19 protein-coding genes and 1 pseudogene are annotated in these 22,501 nt (G+C 43.1%); 5 read left to right on the forward strand and 15 right to left on the reverse strand.

Features of this window, described 5'->3' with window-relative positions; genetic code table 11:
* Positions 1-45 precede the first annotated feature (45 nt).
* From GVV58_RS08180 to bfr, 3 genes are all read left to right on the forward strand, one after another.
* Entirely contained in the window at positions 46-429 is a 384-nt protein-coding gene (locus GVV58_RS08180) for a RidA family protein (protein ID WP_074383622.1), read from the forward strand.
* 218 nt (positions 430-647) lie between these two features.
* Positions 648-842, forward strand: coding sequence for a bacterioferritin-associated ferredoxin (locus tag GVV58_RS08185; RefSeq protein ID WP_004732422.1), 195 nt, complete (start codon positions 648-650; stop codon positions 840-842).
* Positions 843-1,065: 223 nt separating this feature from the next.
* Positions 1,066-1,530, forward strand: coding sequence for a bacterioferritin (bfr, locus tag GVV58_RS08190; protein WP_004896252.1), 465 nt, complete (start codon positions 1,066-1,068; stop codon positions 1,528-1,530).
* Between the two features lie 50 nt (positions 1,531-1,580).
* On the opposite strand, the gene GVV58_RS08195 is transcribed toward bfr, so the two are convergent.
* Positions 1,581-3,215: an O-antigen ligase family protein gene (locus GVV58_RS08195; RefSeq protein WP_159516314.1), complete on the reverse strand. Its 1,635-nt coding sequence runs from the start codon at positions 3,213-3,215 to the stop codon at positions 1,581-1,583.
* Between the two features lie 316 nt (positions 3,216-3,531).
* On the opposite strand from GVV58_RS08195, the gene GVV58_RS08200 reads away from it, so the two are divergent.
* Both GVV58_RS08200 and GVV58_RS08205 read left to right on the forward strand, forming a co-directional pair.
* A complete protein-coding gene (locus tag GVV58_RS08200) occupies positions 3,532-4,005 on the forward strand; it encodes a pilin (protein WP_159516315.1) in 474 nt (157 codons plus the stop codon).
* Positions 4,006-4,055: 50 nt separating this feature from the next.
* Positions 4,056-5,528 (forward strand): pilin glycosylation ligase domain-containing protein, encoded by a 1,473-nt coding sequence (locus GVV58_RS08205; protein WP_159516316.1) that lies wholly within the window; start codon positions 4,056-4,058, stop codon positions 5,526-5,528.
* 127 nt (positions 5,529-5,655) lie between these two features.
* Here the strand turns inward: GVV58_RS08205 and GVV58_RS15655 are convergent.
* From GVV58_RS15655 to GVV58_RS08270, 14 genes and pseudogenes are all read right to left on the reverse strand, one after another.
* Positions 5,656-5,929 (reverse strand): annotated as a pseudogene (locus tag GVV58_RS15655) (hypothetical protein); the annotation flags it as partial.
* A 19-nt stretch (positions 5,930-5,948) separates the two neighbouring features.
* A complete protein-coding gene (locus GVV58_RS08210) occupies positions 5,949-6,509 on the reverse strand; it encodes a TPM domain-containing protein (protein ID WP_159516317.1) in 561 nt (186 codons plus the stop codon).
* Positions 6,503-7,549, reverse strand: a complete 1,047-nt coding sequence (locus GVV58_RS08215) for a TPM domain-containing protein (protein WP_159516318.1) — start codon at positions 7,547-7,549, stop codon at positions 6,503-6,505. The genes GVV58_RS08210 and GVV58_RS08215 overlap by 7 nt, the downstream gene beginning before the upstream one ends.
* 30 nt (positions 7,550-7,579) lie before the next feature.
* On the reverse strand, positions 7,580-8,170 hold the full coding sequence (locus GVV58_RS08220) for a LemA family protein (RefSeq protein ID WP_159516319.1): 591 nt from the start codon (positions 8,168-8,170) through the stop codon (positions 7,580-7,582).
* 185 nt (positions 8,171-8,355) lie between these two features.
* The gene (locus GVV58_RS08225) at positions 8,356-9,777 is read right to left on the reverse strand and encodes an FAD-dependent oxidoreductase (RefSeq protein ID WP_159516320.1); all 1,422 of its coding nucleotides are present in this window, start codon (positions 9,775-9,777) and stop codon (positions 8,356-8,358) included.
* A 73-nt stretch (positions 9,778-9,850) separates the two neighbouring features.
* The gene (gltB, locus tag GVV58_RS08230) at positions 9,851-14,326 is read right to left on the reverse strand and encodes a glutamate synthase large subunit (protein ID WP_171502637.1); all 4,476 of its coding nucleotides are present in this window, start codon (positions 14,324-14,326) and stop codon (positions 9,851-9,853) included.
* Between the two features lie 449 nt (positions 14,327-14,775).
* On the reverse strand, positions 14,776-15,648 hold the full coding sequence (locus tag GVV58_RS08235; RefSeq protein WP_159516322.1) for a hypothetical protein: 873 nt from the start codon (positions 15,646-15,648) through the stop codon (positions 14,776-14,778).
* Positions 15,649-15,660: 12 nt separating this feature from the next.
* Positions 15,661-16,740, reverse strand: a complete 1,080-nt coding sequence (gene aroB, locus GVV58_RS08240) for a 3-dehydroquinate synthase (protein ID WP_005168879.1) — start codon at positions 16,738-16,740, stop codon at positions 15,661-15,663.
* A gap of 28 nt (positions 16,741-16,768) precedes the next feature.
* Positions 16,769-17,305: a shikimate kinase AroK gene (gene aroK / locus GVV58_RS08245; RefSeq protein WP_005168882.1), complete on the reverse strand. Its 537-nt coding sequence runs from the start codon at positions 17,303-17,305 to the stop codon at positions 16,769-16,771.
* A 36-nt stretch (positions 17,306-17,341) separates the two neighbouring features.
* Positions 17,342-19,507 (reverse strand): type IV pilus secretin PilQ family protein, encoded by a 2,166-nt coding sequence (locus GVV58_RS08250; RefSeq protein WP_159516323.1) that lies wholly within the window; start codon positions 19,505-19,507, stop codon positions 17,342-17,344.
* 16 nt (positions 19,508-19,523) lie between these two features.
* Positions 19,524-20,051, reverse strand: coding sequence for a pilus assembly protein PilP (locus GVV58_RS08255; protein WP_005094322.1), 528 nt, complete (start codon positions 20,049-20,051; stop codon positions 19,524-19,526).
* A complete protein-coding gene (locus GVV58_RS08260) occupies positions 20,051-20,764 on the reverse strand; it encodes a type 4a pilus biogenesis protein PilO (protein ID WP_005094323.1) in 714 nt (237 codons plus the stop codon). The genes GVV58_RS08255 and GVV58_RS08260 overlap by 1 nt, the downstream gene beginning before the upstream one ends.
* Positions 20,761-21,399 carry a PilN domain-containing protein gene (locus GVV58_RS08265; protein WP_159516324.1) on the reverse strand — a complete coding sequence of 213 codons (639 nt, stop codon included), beginning with the start codon at positions 21,397-21,399 and terminating at the stop codon, positions 20,761-20,763. The genes GVV58_RS08260 and GVV58_RS08265 overlap by 4 nt, the downstream gene beginning before the upstream one ends.
* Positions 21,399-22,457, reverse strand: coding sequence for a pilus assembly protein PilM (locus tag GVV58_RS08270; protein ID WP_005168888.1), 1,059 nt, complete (start codon positions 22,455-22,457; stop codon positions 21,399-21,401). Before GVV58_RS08270 ends, GVV58_RS08265 begins: the two co-directional genes overlap by 1 nt.
* Between the last annotated feature and the right edge of the window lie 44 nt (positions 22,458-22,501).

Genomic DNA, 22,501 nt, shown 5'->3' on the forward strand with positions numbered 1-22,501 from the left:
GGATTGATCGAATATGATGTATGTTGATGATAAAAGGAGAAATTAATGTCCCGCCAAGTGATCCATACTGAAAATGCCCCTGCTGCGATTGGCACCTATTCGCAAGCCATTTTAGTCGGTGATACCTTATATCTATCTGGTCAAATTGGCTTAGATCCTTATAGTATGGAATTGGTTGAAGGCATTGAGGCACAGATTCGCCGTGTATTCGATAATTTAAAAGCCGTCTGCGAAGCGGCCGGTGGCTCTCTGGCAGACATCGCCAAACTGAATATTTATCTGACTGATTTATCGCACTTCCAGCTGGTGAACCAGATTATGGGTGAATATTTTGCCCAGCCTTATCCAGCACGTGCAGCACTCGGTGTTGCCAGCCTGCCAAAAGATGCTCTGGTCGAGATGGATGGCATTGTTATCATTCAGCAATAATTTTTAAAATTTATGTAACACCTAAGCTTCTATATTTCGTTTGCAATCATGAATCACTCAAGCAAAAACCCGAGCAATAATCGGATTTTTGCTTGAGTGATATTTTTTTATCTAAATCACCAATCACAATAAAAGCTATTTCAAATGATTTTTATTGACAAACGATAACAATTATCAATAATATTACTTATCTTATTTAAACACTGTGGTTGTGTCCTATGTACGTTTGTTTATGCCGTGGCATTACAGATCAAGACATTAAAGATGCTATTGCAAATGGCGCTGAAACGTATCGTGATGTGCGCGATATCTTGGACTTGGGAACCTGCTGTGGCCGCTGTGCACCAGAAGCCCGTATGATCATCAGTGATGAAGTTTCACAAATTGCGGCCCGTTTGGCTGTGGCCGCCTAAACCGAATAAAGATAATCATAAATCAATGATCTCAGATCATTCCTCCTCCCCCGCCTCTGACTCTGGCGGGTTTTTATTGCCGTTGATCTAAGCCTGGATCGATTTGATTGCGATTTTCATTTGCTGTTCCATAAATTACTCGCCATTGCCCCCTGACTTGCTTTAATATCATCATTAGAGCGCTTTCTTAGAAAGATAAAACAGGTTCAAATGGAGTTATGTGATGAAAGGCAATCGTGATGTGATTAATCAGCTCAATCAGGTGTTGTATCACCACCTAACTGCAATTAACCAGTATTTCCTGCATTCACGCATGTTTAATGACTGGGGCATTGAGAAACTGGGCTCGGCAGAATATAAAGAATCGATTGTGCAGATGAAGCATGCCGATAAAATTATTGAACGGATTTTATTTTTAGAAGGTCTGCCGAATCTGCAACATCTGGGCAAACTGTATATCGGCCAGCATACTCAAGAAGTGCTGCATTGTGATGTACGTAAAGTTAAAGAAAACATTGAGACCATTCAGAAAGCTGTGGCACTGGCTGAAACTGAAATGGATTATGTGACCCGTGATCTGGTACAGGAAATTCTGGAAAAAGAAGAAAATTATCTGGACTGGACCACGACGCAAATCGATCTGATTGAAAGTGTGGGTATCGAAAACTATATTCAAAGTCAGCTCTAAGCTTCGATTGAAAATCAAAAAGCCAGCAGATGCTGGCTTTTTTGTACTTATTAGCGCGGCATATCCCGAGTCACCTCTGCATAGCTGAGTTCAGTTTTCTGAATCGTATTTAAACGCTGAAGTTGATGCTGTGCTTCATCTACATAGCCGTTATAAGCCAATAAACGAATATATTTTAAAAAGTTGTATTTAGTTGGATAGCTCACCACCAGCTTTTCATATTGATGAATTTCATCTTCGCTCATCTTGCGATAAGGATTGACCCGAATCCAGGCAATCCGGTGATTAAATTCAGTCAACAGATAAATCGGCTTTTCATTAGTGATTTTTTCTGGCTGCATTTCATAGCGAATACTTTGTCCGAGTTTTGGCACCGCAACATCATAATCCCGGTAAATCACGAGCAATAAGATCAATCCAAGGCTGAAAGTCCGTTTCATCCATATCGAAGGCAAGGTAATGGTTTTAATTTTTGGATTCTGTGCCAAAATCGTCCCCAGAATAAAACCGACTGGTAACAGGAAATAGGCATAATGCTGTGGAAACTCAAACATGGCATGTGTCACAAATGCCCCAATCATCAAGATCCCGATGACAGACTCTGGAGTATTGACCCAGCGTTGTAGCTGATAACCCAAATAACCGAAATAGGCCAGAAATGGTAAACCAATGAGCAGTCCATTCCAGAGTAAAAAGTCCAGAATAAAATTATGCGCGCTACGAATCCAGACTGGACCTTGCACGGTATCGCTAATCGAGACAAAAGCGACACTGGTCTGATACCAGCCATAGCCCCACCATGGCTGTGACTGAATGGCGGCAAGCATTTGTTGCCAGATCGCGAGGCGTGACATATCACCGGTGGCACGCGATACCACATCACGGCTTTGCACGACATCCGCATCTATCGCTTGGGCAGCGAGCTGACTGAGTAATGGAAAAGCTACGATACAAGCAATAAAGAAGATGAACCAAGTGATGCTGTAATACCATTTTAGGCGAATAATCCCTTTATATTGATAGAACGCCAGATACAGTATGATCGCGATGGCAGCCACCCAAGCAGTACGCGACTGACTTAAAGCCACTCCCATAACAATCACTGCAGCGCAGGCAAATAGCCACTTGGTCTGGATTTTTTTCTTTTCATATAAGTAAAGGCAGCTCATCAAAGCCATGACCAAGAAAGTCGCCATATTATTCGGCTGGGCAAAGTTGGCATAAGGCCGCTGTGTACCACTGATATTCACCATGCCTGGCAGTACAGAATCTAAATTAGACCACTGACACAGCGCAATTAAACCCGTAATCGTCCCTGAAGCTAAAAATACATAACTCAAGTTGGTAAAGGTTTCTTCCCGATTATAGTTTCCGGTTGAAAGGTGATAACCGAGCACACTCCCCAGCCAAAAGCTAAAGACAAAAATAAAGCCCATCATGGCGATGCTAAAGAAAAATACTTGCCCCATAAGAAATTGAATTACGGGGATACAAGCAAGCATTAACAATGGCAGACTGATCGCAGGGATTTTAAGTTTTTCTTTTAAGCAAATTGCAGCTAACGCAAATAGCGCAAAAAAGGCATATAGCTCACCCGTATAAGTGACCCAGGGGCGATAGTGCACAGGCATAAGCCATGCAAGGGAGATCAGGATTGCTGCGATGAGGGCGAGCGTGAATTTCATGGAAATATCAGGCAGTAGAAGTTTGGCACATGATAAACAAAAAGCTGGTAATTTTGTAATTTCAACTTAAACTCTATTGATTTTTAATTCATCTCATTCTGCTCAACGGTATAAGCATTTAACGCATAAAAACTGACAATTTTTGTCAAATAGTTACATAAATTTACTTATACATTTTTTATATTTTTAAACTATTAAACAATCTATTGATTTCATAAGAAATTATTGGGTAATATAACTTGGCACACTTTGTGCAAACTATAAATTAGCTTACAAAGCTTATAAATAAATTAACAAAACATTTGTGGAGAATGTTATGAACGCTCAAAAAGGCTTTACGCTTATTGAATTAATGATTGTTGTTGCAATTATCGGCATTCTTGCTGCGATTGCGATTCCGCAATATCAAAAATATACAGCTCGTTCACAAATTACGGCTGCCTTAGCTGAAATTAGTCCAGCTAAAACTCAATTTGAACTTGCATTATCTGAAGGCAATGCTACGTCAATGGCTACTCCGGGTGCCTTAGGTCTACAAAATTCTACCAAAAATTGTTCAACAATCGCTGTTACTGCTACAGGCACTACTGGCACAATTACATGTACACTAGATGGATCTGCAACAATCAAAGGTGGTGAGTTAACTCTTGTACGTAGTGCAGATGTAGCAGCAGATGCATCAGGTAATGGAGCTAATATTGCTGGATGGGCTTGTACTATTAAAAACGCTGGTTCACCTGCGTCTACTATCAACTCAGGAATTGCTCCTAAAGGTTGTACAGTATCCTAATAAGAACTAAACATAGGCAAGGGCTATTTTAGCCCTTGTTTTATATATATATGTATAAATATATAAGCATCATCAGTTTAATCTTATTAGTTTTAGCTTGGGTATATCCATATCATTATGCTCCATGGTTTGTGGCTGAAAATGAATTTTTTATATTATTAATACCTTGCCTTCTACTCTTACCGTTCATAAGAAAGAAAGAATTTAAGATTAATGAATTTTTTATTTTCCCTTTAATCTTATTTTTTTTCTCCTTTATACAATATCTATTATTGGACTCCTATTTTCTAGAAGACTTTATTTTAGTAATCATTTATTTATTTTTTATTATATTAATACTAATAATTAGCGAAATCTACAAAAAGAAAGAATACATTATTCTAATATTAAAAACAATTATTTTTTTATGCTTAATCAATTCTATAATTATTATATTTCAATATTTTAATATTAATAGTATTTTTATTCTCGAACATACAGGCATTAATCGTTATTATGGAAATATTGGACAACCAAATCATTTATCCACATTTTTCATGATGGGAATAGCTTCAAGTATACTACTATTTAATAAAAAAATAATTAAAATACAATTATTATATATTATCTCCGTATATTTAATATTCTTTGTTTTTCTGACAGGTTCAAGAACAGGAATTCTTACATTATTATTCTTAGCTTTTTTAGGATTTATTTTCAAGAATAAACAAAGTATTAACTTTAACATGACTTTTTTTGGAACTTTAATTCTAATATATTTTTTATGTAATTACTTTTTTTCAAAAAACTCTAGAAATTCTGTAAAAAACTTCAGTGAAACAATAAATGATTCAAGATTAACATTATGGAGCGATAGTATTAGCTCAATTTTAGTCAATCCATGGGTCGGTTATGGTATAAATGGAGTTAGAACATCAAGATTATTTGGAAATCTAAATTTTAAAACACCTTACGTATCCTCTCATAATATATTTTTAGACTTATTTTTATGGTTCGGGGTTATTGGTGGGATAATTCTTAGTTTTTACTTAATCATTTTTTTTATAAAGGTAATTAAAGATAAGATCTATGGTTATGAAATACTGCTATTTTTAACACCATTTATCATACACTCTTTACTTGAATACCCATTCAGATATTTATATTTTTTAATATTTGTTATACCAGCATTATCCTTATCTAAAAATTTTAAAATCTATCAGATCAGAAGTTTTACTTTCCTCATTTTATTTTTAATTTACACTATTTCAATATCTATTTTCTACCTTGAATTTAAAAAATATTCACGCGAGGCATTGTTTGCGCAATCTCAAAAATGTGAGATTTCTGAAAATTTGGAAGCTCCCATCTTAATGGATTTAATGTATAATTATTCTAAGTTATATTGTAACACATTAACTGAGCCTGAAATGAGAGAAGTAATATATCGTTATGCTTATCCAATTCATATTCAATACTATATACAAAATGGTTTTTATGATAAAAATTTAAATAAAGTTTATCAAATCAATTTAAAAAAATAAGCATCTAGTATACTCTATGCTTATTTTCTATGTATACGACTATATAAAGAAGTTACTCAGTTTAAAATAAATAGATAACAAAATTCACCTATTTAGACTCTTTCATCAATTCTGACCATATAGTCCGTTAACAGTAAGCTTTCTGCCTCAACTCAAACTTTTCCAGCAATAGAGAATTACACTTTTCCAGCAATTTTTAATAGTCTCCCTTTAATTGCTTATCATCAGTTTTTAACCGCCTTGCTCTCGCTTTTAGCTTTTTCAACCCACTGTGAAGGCGAAAGCACATTTTGTCCCACTTACTGTGCATCCAGCTCAAGCTTCTACCAGTGCCGCTAGCGGCTCTTCTTAATCGAACCCCGCTTACGTCCAGCCTGAAGTGCCACAGCATCCTTATTAATTTAAATGATTTAAAAATTATCACCCCAGAATAATCGGTTTATTCCCTAATTCATTTTCCAAATCATCTATTTTCCGATCATAGTACTGATCTAATACTTCTCCAATCTGCTTCACCCCTTCAATGACACCTTCTTTAAACTTCTGCTGAGCCAGATTTTGAATGATGTTTTGACAGATTTCATCCCAGACCTGCTGGGTTGTCGCATTCTTAATTCCCCGATCAATCACAATTTCAACCTTGTGCTCGCACAGATTCAAATAGAGTAATACCCCACTATTATATTCAGTATCCCAAACCCCAATTTCAGCAAATAACTGTCGGGCACGACAGAGTGTATCTTGATAATAGGCAGATCGTGAAGGTAGACAGCCTTCAATCACCACCTGAATCTCCCCCACATGTCCATGCTCGGCTTCTTCCACCGCCACTGCAATCGCATGCTGATCCTGCTTGGAGAAAAAACGCTTGGTTGCCGGCATATAAAAGAAATGCTTGAGCCAGCGCTTAAAGCTCGGCTGCGCATGCTCTTCCAGCTTCGGCCGCGTGACAATTTCTGTCGTATCTGTCGTTGTTACCATGAGCCTGATGCTCCTCCCCCACCAAATCCACCACCGCCACCGCCGAAGCCGCCGCCGCCAAAACCACCACGACCACTACCGCCACGGCCACCACCTGCCATAAAGGCATGTAAAATCAGCTGCGCAAGCGAGGTGACCAGTAAGAAGAATACCCCGGCACCTATCATTAAGCTGGCGATTAAACCCATGCCGTTGACCAGACCGGCAGCTGTACCTGCAACTGCGGCAGTTGCAGCACTGAGTTTTCTGCCAAAAATCATGGAACCGACGACACCAGCCACAATAATAAACAGTACGCTACTGAACGTCGCCTTACTGGCTTTTTGTGCCTGATAAGCCTGTTCCTGACGCTCTTTTAGTTCATCAGCTGCCTGTGCTGCAATTTCAGGATCAAGATTTAAAATCCGTTCTATTTCAGCCAGTCCTGAGTCGATCCCCTGCGCATATTGAGCCTGTTTAAAATACGGCGTGATCTTGTCATTGATAATCCGGCCTGCCACGATGTCCGGCAGCACTCCTTCCAGACCATAACCGGTCAGGATCTGAATACGGCGATCATTAATGGCAATGGTCATCAATAAACCATTATCGCGTTTGGCTGAACCGAGCTGCCAGGCATCAGCCACGCGCATGGAATAATCAAAAATATCTTCCTGTCCCGTGGTCGGAATAATCACGACACCAATCTGGCCTTTACCGGCATTATGCAAGTTTAAAATGCGTTGATTAATCGCCTGTTTTTCAGCTGGACTAAGTAAATTCGTCTGATCAATCACCGGTTCATTCAGACTGGGTAAATCACGCTGAATCTGGCCTTCAACCATATCATTGACAATTTGTGGCTGCGGGACTGAGTCTACTTCAGTATCCGTTTGGGCTGTTTGAGAATTAGTCACAGCCGGCTTTTGTAATATTTCGCGCGCCACAATGACTTCTTCAGTATCCGTAGCTGTGGCGGTTTCTGCTGATACAGGCACTACCATCCCCATGGCCAACATGAGGAGCAACCCGGCACAGTATTTCAGCAGCATCTCAGACATCTGATTTCTCGCTTATTTACAAGTCAGTCATTATTCAAAGGAAACCGTTGGAGCTTTTTGGGCACTTTGCTCGGCACTAAAGTTTGGTTTTGTGTCCATACCAATCACTTTTGCGGTCATCACTTGCGGGAATTGACGCGCATAAGAGTTAAAATCCTGAACCGTGGTGATATAACGGTTACGTGCCACGGCGATTCTATTTTCAGTGCCTTCCAGTTGCACTTGTAAATCACGGAACTGCTCGTTGGCTTTCAGGTCTGGATAATTTTCAGTGACGGCCAAAAGACGCGACAAGGCACTAGTCATTTGTGACTGCGCTTCCTGATAACGCTGGAATAATTCAGGATCTTCCAGCACTTCTCGATCCACTTTTAAACCGGCGACATTGGCACGTGCCTGAGTCACTTCGGTTAATACCTGCTCTTCATGTGCGGCATAGCCTTTGACCACGTTGACCAGATTCGGTACCAAGTCGGCACGGCGCTGATACTGGTTTTGCACTTCAGACCATGAAGCAGTGACCGCCTCATCTTTCACCTGCAAAGTGTTATAGCCACATCCTGTGAGGGTCAAGGTACTGGCCAGCATCAGGGTTATTAAAGATTGTTTTAATAGACGCATGATGTTTATCCTCAATTATTTATTGATATTTATTTAATAAATTTGATTTTAAACAGTATTTTCTAAAGTTTTGTTACTTTTTATAATCTTTTTAATGCTTCACACTTTAAAATTAAAAATTATCGAAGATGAAAAAAACCCGCCGTAGCGGGTGTTCTTGAATGATTTGAGTTTATTCTTAACAGTTAAACATCCAGATAATCCAGAATTCCTTCTGCGGCCTGACGGCCTTCCCAGATCGCAGTAACCACCAGGTCAGAACCGCGCACCATGTCACCACCGGCAAAGATTTTTGGATTTGAAGTCTGGAACTTATATTGCTGCTGTTCAGCAGCAATAACACGCCCCGAACCATCCAGATTAATCTCGACATCGGTGAACCAATCTGCTGGACTAGTACGGAAACCGAAAGCAAGCAGGACTGCATCCGCCGGAAGAATTTCTTCTGAACCCGGAATCGGCTCTGGACTACGGCGACCACGGCTATCTGGCTCACCTAGCTGAGTAGTAATAAATTTCACGCCAGTCACTTTGCCATTTTCACCGACAATCTCGATTGGCTGACGGTTGAATTGAAATTCCACCCCTTCTTCACGCGCATTTTGTACTTCACGGCGTGAACCCGGCATGTTTTCTTCATCACGACGGTAAGCACAAGTGACTGTCTCAGCACCTTGACGAATCGAGGTCCGGTTACAATCCATCGCTGTATCACCACCGCCCAGCACAATGACTTTTTTGCCTTGTACGCTGATGTATTCAGCTGGCTCTTTTTCCCAGCCTTGGGTGCGGTTGACGTTGGCAATCAGGAAATCTAGCGCGTCATACACACCCTCCAGATCTTCACCGGCAAAACCACCTTTCATATAGGTATAGGTGCCCATGCCCATGAATACCGCATCATAATCGGCAAGTAACTGGTCAATCGTGACATCGGTGCCAATTTCAGTATTGAGACGGAATTCCACGCCCATGCCGGTGAAAATTTCACGGCGGCGTTTCATTACATCTTTTTCCATTTTAAATTCTGGAATACCAAATGTTAAAAGACCACCAATTTCCGGACGTTTGTCAAACACGACGGGTTTTACGCCGGCACGAACCAGAATATCCGCACAGCCAAGTCCGGCAGGACCTGCACCAATGATCGCGACTTTTTTATTGGTCCACTTCACATTGGACATATCCGGACGCCAGCCCAAAGCAAAGGCGGTGTCATTGATATATTTTTCAGCATTGCCAATGGTGACTGCACCGAAACCGTCGTTCAGGGTACAAGCCCCTTCACATAAACGGTCTTGCGGACAAACACGGCCACAGACTTCCGGCAAGGTATTGGTCTGGTGACACAGTTCCGCTGCCTGAAACAAACGTCCTTCAGCCACCAGTTTCAACCAGTTCGGAATGTAGTTATGTACCGGACATTTCCATTCGCAATACGGGTTACCACAACCGAGACAACGATGGGTCTGGTTCGCAGCAATTTCCGCAGTAAACGGTTTATAAATTTCCACAAATTCTGCTTTGCGGACATCAAGCTCTTTTTTCTCTGGATCTTGGCGTGCGACATCCAGAAATTGAAAGTCATTACTCAGGCGTTCTGCCATGTCTCTCTCCGTGGCTAGATGTAAGGGGTTCACAGTTGCCTTACATCTGGCTTTATATCTGTTCGTCGTGGAATTATTGTGGATCAGCTTGAGTTGTTTTTAACAGCGTTTGCAAGTTGGCTGCTTTCGGTTTTACCAACCAGAACTTGCGGCTGTAGAAATCAAACTCGTGGCGGATCTTGTACGCCCAAGCACTACCGGTTTCTTTAATATGTTCATCCAGGATACGGCCCAGGAAGGCTTTGTGCTCTTCCATCGCTTCGGTGGAAATACGATTCAGCTCAATCAGTTCGTGGTTATAATGATCAACGAAGTCATTATCCAGATCAAGTACATAAGCAAAACCACCAGTCATACCCGCACCGAAGTTGTGGCCTACTTTACCCAGCACAGTCACAATACCGCCGGTCATATATTCACAGCAGTGATCACCTGCGCCTTCAATCACGGCAAATGCACCCGAGTTACGCACCGCGAAACGCTCGCCTGCTGTACCCGCTGCATATAACTTACCGCCAGTCGCACCGTACAAACAGGTATTACCAATAATCGCGGTATTTTGCGTCTGGAATGGCGAACCTTTTGGCGGGAAGATCGAGATGCGACCACCGGCCATACCTTTACCGACATAGTCATTGGCATCACCTTCCAGACTGATATGCAGACCACCGGCATTCCAGACACCCAGCGACTGACCCGCAGTACCATTCAGATGGACTTTCACCGGATGGGCTTCCATGCTCAGGTTGCCATAACGTTTAGCAATTTCACCAGACAGGCGTGCACCAATCGAACGGTCACAGTTACCAATCGAGAAGTGATACTCACCGCCAGTTCCCGCTTCAATCGCAGGCAGAATCTCATCCACCATTTTCTCTGCCAGAATGCCTTTATCAAATGGTGCATTGCCTTGTACTTCGCAGTACTGTGCTTTACCTTCTGCAGCAGGATGTGATTCCAGTAATTTGCTTAAATCAAGATGTGCATGCTTGGCAGTTTCGCCTGGCAAGACTTCCAGCAGATCCGTACGGCCAATCAGGTCTTTCAGACTCGATACACCAAGTGCTGCCAGCCATTCACGGGTTTCTTCAGCAATAAAGGTGAAGAAGTTGATCAACATTTGTGGCTCGCCAATATAATGCTCTTGACGTAAATGGTCTTGCTGAGTTGCCACACCGGTTGCACAGTTATTCAGGTGACAGATACGCAGGTATTTACAACCCAAGGCAATCATTGGGGTTGAACCAAAGCCAAAGCTTTCTGCACCCAAAATTGCTGCTTTGACAACATCCAGACCGGTTTTCAGACCACCATCTGTCTGTACGCGAACTTTACCACGCAGGTCATTCACACGAAGGGCCTGATGCGCTTCAGAAAGACCCAGTTCCCACGGTGAACCTGCATGATGAATTGAAGAAAGTGGAGAAGCCGCTGTCCCGCCATCATAACCAGAAATGGTAATGAAATCGGCATACGCTTTCGCTACACCTGCCGCAATCGTACCGACACCCGGTTCAGAAACCAGCTTAACTGACACCATCGCCTGTGGGTTAACCTGTTTTAAATCAAAGATCAACTGTGATAAATCTTCAATTGAATAGATGTCATGATGCGGAGGTGGCGAAATCAGGGTAACGCCCGGCACAGAGTAACGTAAACGGGCAATGAGACCATTCACTTTACCACCCGGCAACTGACCACCTTCACCTGGTTTTGCACCTTGCGCGACTTTAATCTGGAGAACTTCTGCTGATGTTAAATAAGCAGGCGTTACACCAAAACGGCCCGATGCAATTTGTTTGATTTTCGAGTTACGGATGGTGCCATAACGCGCTGGATCTTCACCGCCCTCACCTGAATTTGAACGACCGCCAATTGTATTCATGGCAATCGCAATCGCTTCGTGTGCTTCAGGTGACAATGCGCCCAAAGACATACCCGCAGAGTCAAAGCGAGGCAGGATCTCTTCCACAGATTCCACTTGTTCGACTGGAATCGAGTTGTCTGTTTTCAGTTTAAATAAGTCACGGATCGTTGCGATCGGACGGTTGTTCACCAGTTCTGCATATTCTTTAAAATCTGCGTAGTTCCCAGAACGTACTGCTTTATGCAGTGAGTTGATCACGTCTGGGTTAAAGGCATGGTATTCCTTACCGAATACAAATTTCAGCAAACCGCCCTGATCGATTGGTTTACGGTTTTTCCAGGCAATATCCGCCAACTGTTTCTGATCATTTTCAAGGTCGACAAAAGTTGCACCCTGAATACGGCTTGGCACACCGATGAAGCATTTATCCACCACTTCATTGGATAAGCCTACTGCTTCAAACAGCTGACCACCACGGTAAGAGGCAACCGTAGAAATACCCATTTTCGATAGAACTTTGAGTAAGCCTTTTTCAATTCCCTTACGGAAATTGTTTTGTGCATAAATTGGATCACCTAGTAACTCGCCTTTAGCGACCAGATCATTGATCACGTCATAAGCCAGGTACGGGTAGATCGCAGTTGCACCAAAGCCTAGAAGAACTGCAAACTGATGTGGATCACGAGCAAAGCCGGTTTCAATAATCAAGTTGGCGTCAGTACGCAGACCGGTATTGATCAGGTGATGATGCACCGCACCGGTGATCATGAAGGCATTGGCAGGCAAGTAGCCTTCACGGATTTTCTTGTCTGAAAGCACCAGTAAGGTTTTACCATCACGAATGGCTTGCGCAGATTCTTCACAGATCCGTGCAATCGCTGCTTGTAGACCTTCAGTTTCAGCATAGTTCAGGTCGATATCTGCAATTTCATAACCGGCACGACCCAGCGTACGGATCTGATGCATTTTCGAATTAGAAAGCACAGGGCTGGAAATGATCAGACGATCGGCATGCTCAGGCCCTTGTTCAAAGACGTTTTGTTCACGACCTAAACAGGTTTCCAGTGACATCACAATCGATTCACGCAGTGGATCAATTGGCGGGTTGGTCACCTGCGCAAACTGCTGACGGAAATAATCCGACACATGGCGCACCTGACGTGACAATACTGCCATGGGCGTATCATCGCCCATCGATCCCACAGCTTCCTGACCACTTTCCGCGATTGGACGCAATAACTGGTCACGTTCTTCAAAGGTTACCATGAACATTTTCTGTGCCGCTTTCAGGCCATCGCCTTTTAAGCCTTGATCACATAAATATTCTTCCAGCTCGGGGCTACCTTGCAAACGCACAGAATTTTCACGTAACCATTCACGGTATGGACGCATACGTTTTAGATGATGATTCACATCTTGCGTATCCAGTACCTTGCCGGTTTGCGTATCGATCACCAGCATTTGGCCGGGGCCAACACGTCCTTTAGAAATCACATCTTCAGGTTGATAACCCCAGACCCCAATTTCCGACGCCAGCGTGATATAACCATTTTTGGTAATCACCCAACGTGCCGGACGCAGACCGTTACGATCCAGCATACAAATCGCATGACGGCCATCCTGAATCACCAGACCTGCCGGGCCATCCCAGGCTTCCATATGTTTTGAGTTAAATTCATAGAAAGCACGCAAGTCCGCATCAAGCGTTTCCACGTTCTGCCACGCAGGCGGAACCAGCATACGTAAGGCACGGAACAGATCCATACCACCACCGACCAGAATCTCCAGCATATTGTCCAGGCTTGAAGAATCCGAACCGGTACGATTCACAATCGGTTTTAGTTCAGTTAAACCCGGCAATAAGGGATTTTCAAATTTTGGCACACGCGCCATGGCCCAGTTACGGTTGGCCGTAATGGTGTTGATTTCACCATTGTGCGCCAGATAACGGAACGGCTGTGCCAACGGCCAGCGTGGCAAAGTATTGGTCGAGAAACGCTGATGGAACACCACGATATGTGATTCTAGACGTTCATCAGCCAGATCGGTATAAAAGTCTGCAATCGCTTCCGGCATCATCAAGCCTTTATAGCTGATGACCGTTGAACATAAAGTGGTGACATAGAAAGAGGTATCATTCAGCAGCAATTGTTCTGCGCGACGACGCGCCAGGAATAACTTACGGTTAAATTCAACCTCGGTCACGCCCATCGGGCAATTGACAATAATCTGTTCAAATGCCGGCATCGATTGCAAGGCAATTTCACCCAGTGCATCGACATGGGTTGGAATCACACGCCAAGCCAGAACAATGAGACCTTCAGCTTCAATTTCTTTGTTTAAAACCTGTTTGGCATGTGCAGCAAGCGCAGGATCAAGATTTAGGAACACCGAACCGACAGCAAAGACTTCACTTAAAGTTGTATCACTTAAGCGTTTTGCTTCTTCACGAAAGAACTTTTTCGGCATCGCCAACAGCAGGCCACAACCATCCCCAGTCTTACCATCCGCGGCAATACCACCACGGTGGGTCATACAACTCAGACTATGAATCGCGGTCTTGACGAGATCATGGCTTGCATCACCCTGCATATGGGCGATTAAACCGAAACCACAGTTATCTTTAAACTCATCCGGTTGGTATAAACCTTGAGCGGGAGCTACATTATTAGGCGATGGCATGTGCATAGCGTACCCTTCTTTTCACGAAGCCTTATAGGCTGTTAAACAATCTAAATTCTTCTCTGCGCTGCGTGTAATGGACTTTCGAAGACCGTCTTGCTAGAGCAAAATCTTTTCATCTTTATTTCTTCAGCCTAGTCCTTTTTCAGACCGAATGCATAAAAAATAAAGTTTATTTTGCTGATGAATAACATAAAAATCAGGAATAAATATGACATTCATAGGTTGTCATCGAATCATTTTTCGCGCTAAAACAGGGAGATTAATTCAATCCATGCACCAATAAAGCAAATTACATGCCAATAAATAGCACATAAATTAAAACTATACAGATGACAAAGCTTTAACAAAGATTACAGGGATACTGGTTATTTTTAATGTGTATTTTTTGCACCAAAAGCGCACATTTCTAATTAGGTCATTTTTTTGGTGCGCTATTTTAGAACGGATTAGTTAAAAGGATCACTAATCTCATTGTTTTGAGGACGGGAATTCCCCCCTTGGTTCGGTCGATTATTATTGTTTTGTGGTTGTGGTGCACCTTCTACAGCACTTTCGGATTTCTGTACATCGAGCACATTTCCAGCGGCATCACGACGCACAATTGTGGTACTGGTGGTCGCATCCGAACTACGCGGTTTAACCTCAGCCCGAGTTTGCTGTCTGAGTCGTACAGATTCATCTACCTTCGGTAAAGGTACGTTTTTCAAGCGAATCTCATACAGCTTTTGATTGCTTGCCAACTCCTCTGAACCCAGATTATTGACCAGACTGACATACTGCTGTATTGGCACCACTTCAGGCTTCACTGAAGCAGGCAAATTTAAATTCAATGTAGATAAGGCCTGATTGGCTTCGGCGGCGGTCTTATACTGACCATACAGCAGCACATATTGTTCTGGCTGATTTTCACCGGATATTCTTAGATAAATAAAATACTTACGATCTGGCTGTTTTTTAAGAAAGCTTTTTAGAATGGCTTCATTACTGACGCGAAATAATTCAATCGCATGCTGTTTTTTCGCCTCATTAACAAATTTGGTGCCGCGAAATTCTGGCTCATGAGTGGCATTTACAATGGTGCGCGTATTCAAATCGAGGGGTTTGACCTCGTCAAAAAGCGCACCAAGATGGGTCATTGTCGCTACTTTTTCCGGCTGAATTTGTAATTGAACTTTAGTTTCTGGCTTTTTTTCCACTTCAATTACCGCATCTGAATCAGTAATGGCCCAAAAGATCAAGGCTGCAAATAGACAGCATACACCACAGACCAGCCAGAAATAGTGCTGAACCTTTTGCCAAGGAGTGTGTAATGCTGTCATAAAAACTAAAACCTATGCCTGATTCGCTAAAATTGCCTGTTGCATTCGCTCAAGATCAAAATCCCGAGTAATCACAGCTTTGCCTAATTGTTGCAACAACACCAGACGCAATTGTCCATTCAAGACTTTTTTGTCATGGGCCATATATGCCAGGAAATCATCAAGAGGGATTTTAGGACAAACGATCGGAAGTTTGGCACGAGAAATGATTTTTTTTGTACGCTCCAGATCACTCTGAGAAATCCAGCCCATACGCTGTGATAAATCTGCCGCCATGACCATACCTGTTGCAACAGCCTCACCATGTAGCCAGACACCATACCCCAGATAAGATTCAATCGCATGTCCAAAAGTATGCCCCAGATTCAGTAGAGCACGTTCCCCTTGCTCTTTTTCATCATTGGCGACAATCCGGGCCTTGTGCGCACAGGAACGATAAACGGCCTCAGCCAGTAGTTTCTCATCACGACTGACCAGAGCATCCATGTTCTCTTCAAGCCAGAGCAGAAATGATTCATCACCGAGTAGCGCATATTTAATCACTTCAGCCAAACCGGCCGCAAGTTCACGATCGGGTAAAGTAGAAAGTTGCGACATATCGGCCAGCACCACTTGCGGTTGCTGAAATGCACCAATCATGTTTTTACCCAGTGGATGATTAATCCCGGTTTTTCCACCGACACTGGAATCGACTTGAGACAGTAAAGTCGTCGGTACCTGAATGAAGTACACGCCACGCTGGAAACATGCCGAAGCAAAACCGGCCATATCGCCAATCACACCACCACCGAGCGCAAGCACCGTACAGTCCCGGTTAAAACCAGCTTCAAGCAATGCATCAAAGATCAGATTCAGATGCTGGCTATCCTTATATTTTTCACCATCGGGCAAAATACAGGTCGCAACATGCTTGTCTAAAGCTGCAATCGCAGTTTGATAATGCTGCAAATAAAGTGGCGCAACCGTGGTATTGCTCACAATCATCACTTGCTTGCCATGAATATAGGGAGCCAATAAGGCCTGTGGATCAAGATCGCTCCCGATAAAAATAGGGTAACGACGTTCTCCGAGTTCTACATATAAGGTTTGCATGTTTGATTAACCACTTTATTCAATGTACTTAGTTCTTGGAAGTAATGAGATTGAGAATCCGCTGCGCCAGATCTCGTGCCGCACCCTGATTGGTCTCAATGATATGATGTGCCACTTCCCGATACAAGGGGTCACGAACTGCCAATAAATCACGTAACTTTTGTTCCGGATTTTCGACTTGGAGGAGTGGACGGTTTTTATCGCGATAGGTACGCTGCAGTTGAATTTCAACCGGCGTATAGAGATAAACGACGATCCCACGCTGTTTCAGATAGTTCCGATTCAAGACCTGAGTAATGGCACCACCGCCAGTGGCTAAAACTAAATGGGGGCGTGAAGTCAGTTCATTAATTACAGCAGTTTCACGGTCACGAAAACCCTGTTCCCCTTCTTTCTCAAAAATCCAGGGAATCGTCGCACCTGTTTTACGTTCAATTTCATGATCACTATCTAGAAATTCGCGTCCTAACAATTCTGCGAGATGTCGTCCTACTGTTGTTTTACCGGCCCCCATCGGCCCTACCAAATAAAGATTTGGTAGGGTTTCAAACTCTTTGCTTGGCAAGGAGTCACCTATTCGTTTTGTTAAATTCAAAATATATTAATGATTTCTTGAAACACTGTCATTAACAATTCGAGGTGTAACGAAAATCAGCAACTCACGCTTGTTATCCGATTTTAAATCTTTACGGAATAAACGCCCTACATAAGGAATATCCCCCAGGAATGGCACCTTGGTTTGTGCATTACGGGTTTCCTGCTCAAAAATCCCACCCAGGACCACTGTTTCACCATTATCCACCAGCACATTGGTATTGATCTGGTTTTTATTAATAGTCAATTGTCCGGTCGGCGTTGGGTTGCCTGGGGAGTCACTGGTAATATTCAGCTCCATCTGCACTTTCCCATCTGGAGTAATACTTGGCGTGACATCCAGACTCAAAGTCGCATCAATAAACTCAGTAGTGGATACAGCATTGGCCCCTCCACCTTCAGCAGATTGATACGGAATTTGTGAACCAGATGCAACCGTGGCTTTTTGCTTGTCTGCTGTGAGTACTTTTGGTGTTGAAATAACTTCACCATAGCCATCCGCTTGCAATGCAGACAGTTCAAGATCCAGCATAAAATCAGAGAGACTAATCAAACCAAAGGCAATACGGCTGGCGCCCGGACTGGTGACACCCAAGTCTACATTCAGGTTTTGTGGACGCTGAATTTCATAAGTATATCCGCCCAAATCACTTTCTTGCGGATCTCTAAGATCCCACAATGTCGTATCGCTACCACCGACCAGAAGGCTATTATTGTTGGTAATGCCTTGTGACAGAATCCCCCACTTCACCCCCATTTCTTTGGTGAAGTCAGTGGTGGCACGTACAATACGCGCCTCAACCATCACCTGCTTGACCTGTACATCGAGCAGATCCACCATATTCCGGATTTTATCGATAAAAGGCTGGGTATCATTCACAATAATGGTATTGGTTCGTGCATCAATAGACACTGAACCACGTGAACTTAATAAACTTTCTTTATCATCATTATTCGTGGTGTTACTTGAACCACCCGAACTAGATGCACCTTTATTTTGAGTGATCAGTTTTTCAATATCTGTAGCTTTAGCATAACTCAGCTGCATATATTCAGTCTGAATAGGGGCAAGTGCAACGCTCTGCTTCAAGGCTTTTGCCTCTTCCTCTTCTGCCTTAATCAATTCTGTCACTGGTGCAATCCAGATCACATTACCATTACGGCGTTTATCCAGGTTTTTGGTTTTCAGTACAATATCCAGTGCCTGATCCCAAGGCACTTCTTTTAGGCGCAAGGTAATATTGCCTTGGACACTATCTGCTGCCACCATATTGATATCGGTAAAATCAGCCAAAAGCTGTAGTACACGACGTACTTCAATATCCTGGAAATCGAGTGAAATTTTCTTGCCGCTATAAGCCACGGTCTTCGGACGTAGCGGACTCTTGGCTTCCGGACGTTTCAAACTAATGGTCAGCTTATTATCCGTTTGATAAGCCATATATTCATAACTTTCCCCGGACTGGATCGTAATCACGCCTGATCCATTTTGATTCACTGCATCCACACTCGACACAGGCGTCGCAAAATCATTCACATTCAGACGACGGGTCAAATGCGTCGGGATCTTCGTGCCTAAGGTTCGAACAATGATTTTAGTCCCCTGCTGCTGTACATCGACCGGGGTGTTGTTGCCTGCCAGGTCAATCACCACCTGACCTTCACCTTGAGCCCCACGCTGGAAACTGATATTGCTAATTCCCTGAGCTGACTGCTGTAATACCGGTTGAACTGTCGCGACTGGCGTGGCTGAGTTGATTTTCAGGATAAAGGTATTCCCTTCAACTCGCGTGGTAAAGGCACCAGCATCTGCCAGATTAACAGTCAAACGGGCACGTTGTGCATCCGAAGTCACATCGACCGAACTGGCTTCACGTGTTGCCACCGGAATATTGCTTTGCTTTAAGTTTTGTTGGGCCTGGTCAAAATCTAAAATTAGACGCGAAGGTGATTCTAATTGATAGGCTTGTGGCTGTGGTGGCAAACCATTGAACATCACCCGAATTTCAGTTCCTTGTCCAGGAAGCTGCATAGCTACGATATTGGTCACGGCTACCTGCGCGCTGGCTGCTTGCATCACCGCAATCGCAACAGCACCCATTGAAAACTGACGAAACACACGATTCATTGTATTAGCATCCCCAAAAATAAATTCTTTAATACTCTTATTCATTGTTATTCCCTAAAACTTATGGTGCCGGCCCAATCAGAACCAGACTTCGCGGACGCTCCACATATCCTTCACGGCCATCTGGAATAATCTCAATCAAATCGATCTGCGTTGGTGTAATACCACTCACACGACCATGATTAAGCCCCATATAGCTACCACGCTGTATCCGTTCAATCTCGCCATCCGGTGTCTGGATTAAAGCCAGAATCTGTCCGGCCTGATTACGCATGCTGCCTTTCATGCTTAAGGTTTCCAGAGGATAACTTTCCAGTGGTTGCAATTGACGTGATAAATTTGGATAAACCCGTTTTCCTGCCATAATCTTTAGCTCGGCAGCCAGAGAACTTGGCAGGAAAGGACTTTTGATCTGATGTGCTGCATAGTTGAAGGTTTCAACTGGCATAAAATCGGGTGCAGGTTCAATCGGCAAAGGTGGCTGGTTACGAATATTGGCCATTTCCTGATTGACTGCATCAATACGTGAATCACATCCCAGCAATACCAGTCCAAGCGCTAAAACTGAAGTAATTTTAATCCTATTCATTACTGCGCCCCCTGAGTCGTGCTCGTACCTGCTGAAGAAGCCTCGGCATTGCCCACATAACGATAGGTTTTGGCCTTGACCACATAATCAATCACCGGAATCTCAGACTTTTTCTCTTTATTCTCAGTACCGGTAATGGTGAAATCATGCAAGGTAACAATACGCGACAAACCTGCAATACTGCTGACAAAAGAGCCAAAAGCGTGATAATCCCCAGTCGCTTCAATCGCAATTGGCTGTTCAATAAAGAACTCTTGCTTAATTTCAGGTTCCAGACGGATATTTTTAAACTTCAGACCTGAATTGACACCGCTCAGGTTAATATCCTCAACCAGACCCGGAATTTCAGTTTCCTTCGGCAATTGTTCTAATTGCTGGTTAAAACGTGCTTCCATTTCCTGAAGCTGAATCTGATATTGTTGTAGATTACGTAATTTTGATTCCTTTTCACGAAACTCATTCAGCAGGTTTTGTTCCTGCGCACTGGCTTGTGAAATCGATTCAATCGTACTTCTGGTCAGGGCAAAATAAATCAGCATAAATACCAAGATAACAATAAAAATCCAGCAGCTAATCTTGACCGATAAAGGCCAGCTGCCATAATTATTAGGATCTAGAGTATTGAATTGCTGAAAAAATTTCTCAACTGTCATTTTATTTTTAGGTACAGCCACGGCATCCTGGCTGAACTCATCGAATTTTTCATTACTCATGATGATGCCCCCGGAGTGGTATTGGCTGCTTGCTGTTCTTCATTCAGTACCGGTTCAGCGATCTGATCCAGATCCACAGTCACGGTAAAGCTGCCATAAGACTCTTCAATACGTGGAATAATCGAGCTCGGTGCCTTTTCTTTGGATTCTTCAGCCACCAGGAAGGCATTCATAAAGGCGTTTCGGTACCAGGAGGAAGCTTCCAGATTACGCAGTAATTCTGCTACGGTATTTGGACTCTCGGCTCGACCTTCGATGCTAAATTTATCGCCAGTACGCTGAAACTTGCTGATGTACATATTGGCTGGTGTCACCCGTACAATTTCATCAATCAAATGTACTGCGATCGGACGTTGCGTTTGCAAACCCTGAATCAGCTTCATCCGCTCAACAATGGCATTACGTTGCTCTTGCAAACCTTCTAGCGCTTTTAACTGCACATCCAGATTCTGGTTGGTACTTTGAATCAGCTGATTGGCCTGTTCCTGATCCTGAAGCTTGTGATCATAATAAAACCAGGTTGAACCTGCCGCCGCCAGTCCTAAGAAAAGCGCCCCCACACAGATTGCCACGAATTCATTATTTCTTTTAATTCTTAGCTCATCACGCCAAGGAAGTAAGTTAATCTTTGCCATTAATCAAAACTCCTCAATGCCAAACCACATGCAACCATGAGTGATGACGCGTCATTTTCAATTTTTTTAATATCAATTTGAGGAGAAAAGCCCATTTGCAAAAATGGATTCGCGATCGTGACACGGTAACCGAGTTTTTGTTGTAATAATTTTGCCAGACCTGGAATATTGGCATTCCCGCCGGCCAATAAAATATGATCAATCTCATTAAACTGAGACGATGAAAAGAAGAATTGTAATGACCGCGCTGCCTGTTGCACCACGGCATCCAGGAACGGCTCTAGCACTTCAATATCATAGTCATCTGGCAAAGCACGGGTTTTTTTAGCACGCCCGGCTTCTTCAAAAGACAGACCATAACGGTTCTGAATTTCCTGAGTCAGCTGTTTGCCACCGAACACCTGCTCACGAGTATAAATAATTTTGTTGTTCTGCATGACTGATAAAGTCGTCATACTATGTCCAATGTCTAAAATACCGACAGTATTTACCCCCATCGGCAAAGTATCCGAAAACACTTTAAAAGCATTTTCCAGCGCAAAACTTTCTACATCCGCGATCTTGGGTGTCAGTCCGGCAATTTCCAAAACTTCAGAACGTGCTTCAATATTTTCAATGCGGGTTGCCACCAACAGCACATTGACCCGGTTTGGATTGGCAAGACGGTCAGGCAGAACTTCAAAGTCCAGACTGGCTTCATCGAGTGGGAACGGAATATACTGTTCTGCATCCTCACGAATCTGAACTTCACGCTCATCATTCGACATGTCTGCATCCATCTCGATAGTTTTGGTAATCACCATAGAGGTTGGAATGGCAAAAGCGGCATGATTCGACTGGGTGTTGGCCAAATTAATTGCACGCCCAAGGGCATCCGCGACTGCTTCCGGGTTTAAGACGTTTTTTTCAACAACACTGTTTTCCATTAATGGGACCAAAGCATAGCTCTCTACCCAGTAACGGCTACTTTTTACAGAAAGCTCCAAAACCTTAACAGAAGTCGAACTAATATCAACTCCTATTAACCCCTTATTTGGTTTACGATATAACCTGCGCACAATATAATTCCTATTATTTTTTTATCCCCAATTAAATCTAACTT

The organism is Acinetobacter sp. 18QD2AZ41W (genome assembly GCF_009829025.1).
GTDB lineage: Bacteria > Pseudomonadota > Gammaproteobacteria > Pseudomonadales > Moraxellaceae > Acinetobacter > Acinetobacter pseudolwoffii.